Source organism: Psychrobacter muriicola 2pS, assembly GCF_904846535.1.
GTDB classification, from domain to species: domain Bacteria; phylum Pseudomonadota; class Gammaproteobacteria; order Pseudomonadales; family Moraxellaceae; genus Psychrobacter; species Psychrobacter aquimaris.
In genome coordinates this window covers 531054-537864 of record NZ_CAJHBC010000002.1, presented here as the reverse complement: position 1 = coordinate 537864, position 6811 = coordinate 531054, and the positions used below count along the sequence as shown (strand labels likewise).

Genomic DNA, 6811 nt, shown 5'->3' with positions numbered 1-6811 from the left:
GATAGTCATTTGCTGATTCAATAAGCATGCGAACGGCGCGCTCTTTAATCTCAGGAGTGTAGGTTTGTCTTTTCATTGTCGTATTCTCTCAGAAAGTTGAGTCTCCGACAATCCCGGGGCGGTTCAATATTTAGTTTCTCATTAATGTCATCAACACCATCTATTACCATGATTTTTGTCACTACACCTGTCGGTGTAACATAGCAAGCATCTCTATCACGGAATTTAAAAAACCTCAACAATGAGCTATTAAAGTCTGGGCGCTTTAAAAAAGTACCTTTGCCTTGCTGCTTGATTAAAACTCCGTCTTCTACTAACTTTTCAACAGCTTTACGAACGGTTCCTACCGATACCTGGTATTTATCAGCGAATTCCTGTTCAGTAGGTAAAGGCGTATTTTCATCCCACTTACTCTCTGTCAGTAGCGTCTGTATATGCCATCTTACTTGTTCGTAACGTGGCATTTTAAAGTTCTTGAAATGATCTATCATCTTTTTTCACCACAATGGAAAGGTTTTTATTAACTATCTTAATTTCGTTAAGCGTTGCTACTACTGTAAACACTAGGATATATCTAATCACTTTAATATCAAAACCCACCTATATATTGGTAGTCAATTTTATCTAATTAACGCGACTTTTTTTGCTATCATTCTACTCAACTAGAGGCGCTGTAAGCTTGTACGATTTTTTAGTCTTGAAAGCTATTTGTCGATATTAGTGTTTAGCATAAGGCTCTTTACTCAGTAAAAACTGCTATGGTTTTTTATAGAGTTCATACAGTTAAGGTCAAGGGGCATTTGTGACACTTTATATTCTAGCCGCAATAGTGATATGTATAATTTTGGGCTATACAACCAAGATCAATATTGGCCTATTTGCTATTGCATTTTCATACCTTATCGGCTGTTTTGGTATGGGATTGAAGGCTTATGAGATTATTGAACTATGGCCTCTGAAAATTTTCTTTGTTATTTTTGCCGTTACCCTCTTCTACAACTTTCCGCTAGCCAATGGTGCTTTAGAAAAATTGTGTAGTCACTTAATCTATAAGTGTCGACATTTTCCAGCATTCTTGCCGCTAGCTATTTTCCTTGTTGCCACAATTATTGCAGGATTAGGTGCTGGTTATTACACAGTTTTAGCCACTATGGCACCGATGATCTTATTATTGTCTAAACGTACTAATTTAAATATCGTCATTGCTACTTTATCCGTGAACTATGGTGCCTTGGCTGGTGCTAACTTCATCACCTCACAAAGTGGCGTTATTTTCAGAGAGCTGATGCGCGGCGCAGGAGTTGCAAATGATAATACCTTTACTTATGTCTTAGGAATCTTTGCCGCTACTTTTTTCATACCTGTGATCCTATTAGGCGGTTATAGCCTTATCAATGCGAGAAATAGCAAAATTGCAATTCAAACGACAGTGCCAGAGCCTTTTGATAGTAAGCAAAAACAATCTATTATGCTGATTTTTATTATGATGGCTCTTGTGCTTATTGTGCCTATTTTAAATCTACTCATGCCGCAAGTATCGGCGATTCAATTTTTGAACGCTCGGATTGATATTGGTTTTATCGCTATTATCTTCGCTTTAATTAGCCTGCTTTTAAAATTAGGTGACGAAAAAGCAGTGATTGCACTAATACCTTGGAATACGCTTATTATGATTTGTGGCGTCGGTATGTTAATCAGCCTTGGAGTAGAAATAGGTGTCATTTATGAGCTAACAGAATGGCTCAGTACAAACGTGCCTATCTGGATGATACCAACTTTAGTTTTCGTTATCAGCGCAATCATGTCAATATTTGCTAGTACACTCGGAGTCGTCGCTCCTACTTTATTTCCTATGGTGCTGCCTCTAGCCGTCGCCTCTGGCATAAGCCCTTTATTATTATTTACCTGTATTGTTGTGGGGGCACAAAGCTCATCACTGTCACCTTTCTCATCAGGAGGTAGTCTAATGTTAGGCGCCTCACAAGTGGTTATAGAAAAAAACAAACTTTTTAATGCCCTATTATTCAAGGCAGTGCCCTTAGATATTGCTGTTGGAATAATAGCAATATTAATTATCCAGCTCATATTCTAACTGCTTATAAGCAAAATATGCCACAGTCTTGTTAAGCGTTCTTAAAGCTACTTTCATTACTTTGAGCGCAATGCATATATTATTAGCTCTCAATGAATAACCGCTAAAATGATTGTCGCCGCCCTAGGAAAGCATTACTACAAATGTCTTTCTCATCATATCCTAACAATTAATTCCCTTAAAAATTACTTATATCCGATTATTTTATCAAATAAAATTTGGATATGAGTATTAGGTTAATACCTTTTGACTCTCATATTGACATAACAAAAGACCACTCTAGTTAGCCTCTAATTATATATATTACTATAAAATTCATATATACATACATATGTTTCTTGTCATTTCTAAAATATTCTGTTACTTTTGCAAAGTGCACAAAAAGACTACTGTTATGAAAGCTGGCCACATGGTTCATCTGTAATAACTTTATCATTTCAATCAGAATTCTATTGAATTTTTACTGTAAAAATACACACAAGGAGTGTCGTGTGAAAAAACTATCCTATCTAGCGCTTGGTCTTTCTATCCTTTCTCTAACAGCCTGTAATAATGCAAACGAAACTGCTAGTACAGATACTACTGCGGCAGATGGCTCAAGTGAGCTAACAGCGCCTTCACGTCCAGAATGTATTGCTCCAGCAAAACCAGGTGGCGGCTTTGACTTAACTTGCAAACTTGCTCAAGCCGGATTGAAAGATACGGGTATATTAAAAGATCCCATGCGAGTCACTTATATGCCAGGCGGCGTAGGAGCTGTTGCTTATAACAAAATTGTCGCTAATGACCGTGATAATGGCGATGCAATTATTGCATTCTCTACCGGTTCTATCCTCAATTTATCGCAGGGTAAATTTGGTAAATTCACTGAAAAAGACGTGAAATGGTTGGCTGGCGTTGGTACAGATTATGGCGCTATTGCTGTCAATGCTGAGTCACCAATTAAAGATCTAGCAGGATTGGTCGCTGAACTAAAATCAAATCCAAAAGCTATCAGCTTCGGCGCTGGTGGTAGTGTCGGTGGTCAAGACTGGATGCAAACGGCTATTTTAGCCAAAGCAGTTGGCGTCAATCCTAGCGATATGACTTATGTGGCGATGGAAGGTGGTGGTGAGGCCATTACAGCAGTTATGGGCAATCATATTACGGTCGTGAGCGCTGGTATTGCTGAAATTATGCCACAAGCTTCCGCTGGAAAATTACGTGTACTAGCTGTATTTGCAGATGAAAGATTGGGCGGCACGATGGCTGATATACCTACTGCCAAAGAGCAAGGCTATGATGTCACTTGGCCAGTCGTTCGTGGTTATTACATGGGACCAGATGTTAGTCCTAGCGCTTATAACTGGTGGAAAGATGCGTTCGATAAGATGCTTGCTGATCCGAAATTTGCTGAAATACGTGAGCAGCAAGAATTACTACCATTCTCTATGACCGGAGACGAGCTACAAGCTTACGTTTATAAACGTACTGGCGAGTTACGTGAATTGTCTGCTGAGTATGGTCTTGTTGAAACTGCAGCGGAAGCTAAGTAATTACATTGAGATTCAATACCCTCATTAATTGAAGATTAAATGTTTTTGGTATTCTTAAAGGCTGGCAGGACATATATCTGTCAGCCTTTTTGCCCCAAAACTCAAGGAACATTCCTTATGACAATGGAACGTCTGTTTTCTGGGCTCATGGCACTAGTAAGTATATTTTTAATATACTTAGCCATTGGTTATGTCGCCCCTATTGCTTATGACCCAATTGGTCCTCGTCCTTACCCTATTTTAATTTTTTCCTTGTTGGCATTTGGCGCTTTAGTAGTAGCTTTTCGGCCAGCACGTTTTACTAAACCTATTGATTTAGAGCTGACCAAGCCAATCGTCAAAAACCTAGTGCTCTGTGCGCTTGCTTTGTTGGTTTATGGTCTTTTATTTGAAGCATTGGGTTTTATCCTTGCCACTATTCTGATGTCTTTTGCGCTAGGTTTGCTGTTTGCAGGCAACCCGCTTAAAAGTCTTATTTTTTCAGTTTTAATCAGTATTGGCTTATATATCTTGTTTGACATATTTTTAGATGTCAAATTACCACTCGGATTGTTATCAGGGATAATAGGGTAGCCAATATGAATACTTTTGATTTTTTGATGCATGGCTTTGCTATTGCATCTACCCCAGAAAACTTACTGATTGCACTTATCGGTGCTTTTTTGGGAACGATTGTAGGCATGCTGCCTGGTCTAGGTCCGATCAACGGTGTGGCAATATTACTGCCTTTCGCCTTTGCTCTTGGGTTGCCACCAGAGAGCGCGCTCATCTTACTTTCAGCGGTTTATCTCGGTTGTGAATATGGTGGTCGTATCTCCGCCATTCTTATTAACGTACCCGGTGATGCTGGTGCCATCATGACGACTTTAGATGGTTATCCATTGGCGAAGCAAGGAAAGGCTGGTATTGCGCTGTCTTTATCTGCCGTCAGCTCATTCGTTGGTGCCACTATCGCGACAATCGGCGTGGTGTTATTCGCCCCTCTATTAGCGAAATGGGCAATCTCATTTGGCCCTGCTGAATACTTTGTATTGATGGTATTTGCGATTACCTGCCTAAGTGGTTTGGTGGGAGATCAACCAGTTAAAACAGGTATTGCTGCTTTAATTGGTCTTGGTTTAGCGACTGTTGGCGTGGATGCCGTTACCGGTATTTATCGCTTTACTTTTGATTCAGTTAATCTGTCTGATGGTATTCAATTTACCACTATCGTTATTGGCTTCTTCAGTGTGAGTGAAATTTTAATCTTGCTCGAAAAAACCACAACGGGTCACAAAGTCATTGAACAAGGTAAGCGCAGTTTACTAAACTTTAAAGAGTTCACTTTTGCCTTTGGAGCCATGCTACGCAGTGGGCTAATGGGTTTCGTTGTTGGCATTTTACCTGGTGCAGGCGCGACCATTGCCAGTGCGATGACTTATGCCAGTGAACGTAAAATCGCTGGTGATACTGGTACCTTTGGCGATGGCGATCTTCGCGGTGTTGCTTCACCAGAGGCGGCAAACAATGCCTCAGCGTGTGGTTCATTTGTACCAATGTTGACCCTAGGTGTACCAGGTTCTGGTACGACAGCTGTCATGATGGGCGCACTAACCCTATACAATATCACTCCAGGTCCACAGTTATTTACTGAGCAGCCTGATATAGTTTGGGGTCTTATTGCCTCTTTATTCATCTGTAACGTTATTTTGTTGGTAATGAATATTCCATTAGTGGGCTTGTTTGCTAAGCTACTTGATGTACCAAACTATGTATTGATACCAGCAATCGCTGCGGTCAGTTTTGTTGGGGTATATTCAATCCACAGTACTACCTTTGACTTGGTATTTATGGTGGCACTGGGTGTATTTGGTTATTTCTTACGCAAATTGAACTTCCCATTATCAGCACTCATTTTAGGCTACGTGTTAGGTGAACTTATGGAATCTAACTTAAGGCGTGCCCTGTCTATTTCTCAAGGTGAGTTGTCTATCTTGTGGAGTAGCCCTATTACTATAGTCCTATGGGCATTGGCTATTCTAATGGTATTTATGCCGATAATTCGTAGTGTATATCGTAAGCGTTATAAGAAGACTGCTATTTAGGTTTCAGCTAGTCTGTTCTCTAGATACGTTCTCTGCGGTGGCTATACTTTATGTATGACCACCGTTTTTTTAGGAAATAGTTACACCTAATACTTCCAATGAAGGCGTTAACACTGCTAGAGAAATAAAAATGCTACTTTAATAAAAGCTCTTATCAGTTAGCCAGAATTAGTTGACGACTACAACTTGATGTCACTCATGAAATAGGATTTTATAGTGCTCCTTGTTTTAGATTTACTACAATCCATCCCAAGTTGGCATTTAGTAGGCTTGTTTTTCGCTGGCATGGCCGCTTTTATCATCTCTACTATATCGGGTGGTGGCGGTGCTATGTTACTAATACCAGCTACCTCTTGGATGATAGGGACAGCGTTTGCACCACCTGTAATTAATTTGGCTACCCTGATTAGTAATGCTTCGCGGCTGTATCTATTCTGGAATGATATTGATTGGTCTTTGACCAAATACTATGTACCAAGTGCCATTATAGGCGCGTGGCTAGCAGCGTTGGTTTTTAGTCGTTTGGATGCAAACTGGATTCAGTTGTTGGTTGGCGCATTTTTAGTATCGACCATTTTCCAATATAAGTTTGGTAAAGTAAGTAAGACGTTTGATATGCCAAAAGCAGGTTTTATACCTTTGGGCTTTGTCATTGCTTTTATGAGCACATTAGTGGGTGGTCTCGGTCCTATACTTAACCCTTTTTATATGAATGCAGGACTAGAAAAAGAAAACCTTATTGCTACCAAGACTGCCAATTCCTTTTTCGTAGGTATTGTACAAATCGGTAGCTACGCTTTTTTTGGCATATTCACTGTCAATCTCTGGGTGTACGGTCTGGTATTAGGATTAGGTGCTGTTATTGGCAATATCATTGGCAAACGCTTTTTGGCAGGAATGAGTATTAGCCAGTTTAGAGTAATGCTGCTCATACTAATGGTAATCAGTGGTCTCATAATGATTATAAGAAACATAAACGTGCTGTTCTAATAAGTCTTTAGTCCAATACTGTTACTATTCACAGTAAGTTTACATAGATAATGGCAGTGAGTTCACATCGCGTATCTTTATCGAATAAACAATTACATATATACTGTCAA

The 6811-nt window shown here is 39.7% G+C and carries 5 protein-coding genes and 1 pseudogene; 5 read left to right on the top strand and 1 reads right to left on the bottom strand.

Annotation, left to right across the window (positions count from 1 at the left end; genetic code table 11):
- Positions 1 to 217: 217 nt before the first annotated feature.
- Positions 218 to 491 (bottom strand): annotated as a pseudogene (locus JMX93_RS04775) (GntR family transcriptional regulator); the annotation flags it as partial.
- 311 nt (positions 492 to 802) lie between these two features.
- Between JMX93_RS04775 and JMX93_RS04770 the strand changes: the two are divergent.
- The 5 genes from JMX93_RS04770 (at position 803) to JMX93_RS04750 (ending at position 6701) form a co-directional block, all read left to right on the top strand.
- Positions 803 to 2092 (top strand): SLC13 family permease, encoded by a 1290-nt coding sequence (locus tag JMX93_RS04770; RefSeq protein WP_499204011.1) that lies wholly within the window; start codon positions 803 to 805, stop codon positions 2090 to 2092.
- 491 nt (positions 2093 to 2583) lie between these two features.
- Complete coding sequence (locus tag JMX93_RS04765; protein WP_443215463.1) at positions 2584 to 3627, top strand: Bug family tripartite tricarboxylate transporter substrate binding protein; 1044 nt, start codon at positions 2584 to 2586, stop codon at positions 3625 to 3627.
- A 117-nt stretch (positions 3628 to 3744) separates the two neighbouring features.
- A complete protein-coding gene (locus JMX93_RS04760; protein ID WP_443215462.1) occupies positions 3745 to 4200 on the top strand; it encodes a tripartite tricarboxylate transporter TctB family protein in 456 nt (151 codons plus the stop codon).
- Between the two features lie 5 nt (positions 4201 to 4205).
- Positions 4206 to 5711, top strand: a complete 1506-nt coding sequence (locus tag JMX93_RS04755) for a tripartite tricarboxylate transporter permease (RefSeq protein ID WP_443215461.1) — start codon at positions 4206 to 4208, stop codon at positions 5709 to 5711.
- A gap of 216 nt (positions 5712 to 5927) precedes the next feature.
- Entirely contained in the window at positions 5928 to 6701 is a 774-nt protein-coding gene (locus JMX93_RS04750) for a sulfite exporter TauE/SafE family protein (protein ID WP_499204010.1), read from the top strand.
- Positions 6702 to 6811 lie beyond the last annotated feature (110 nt).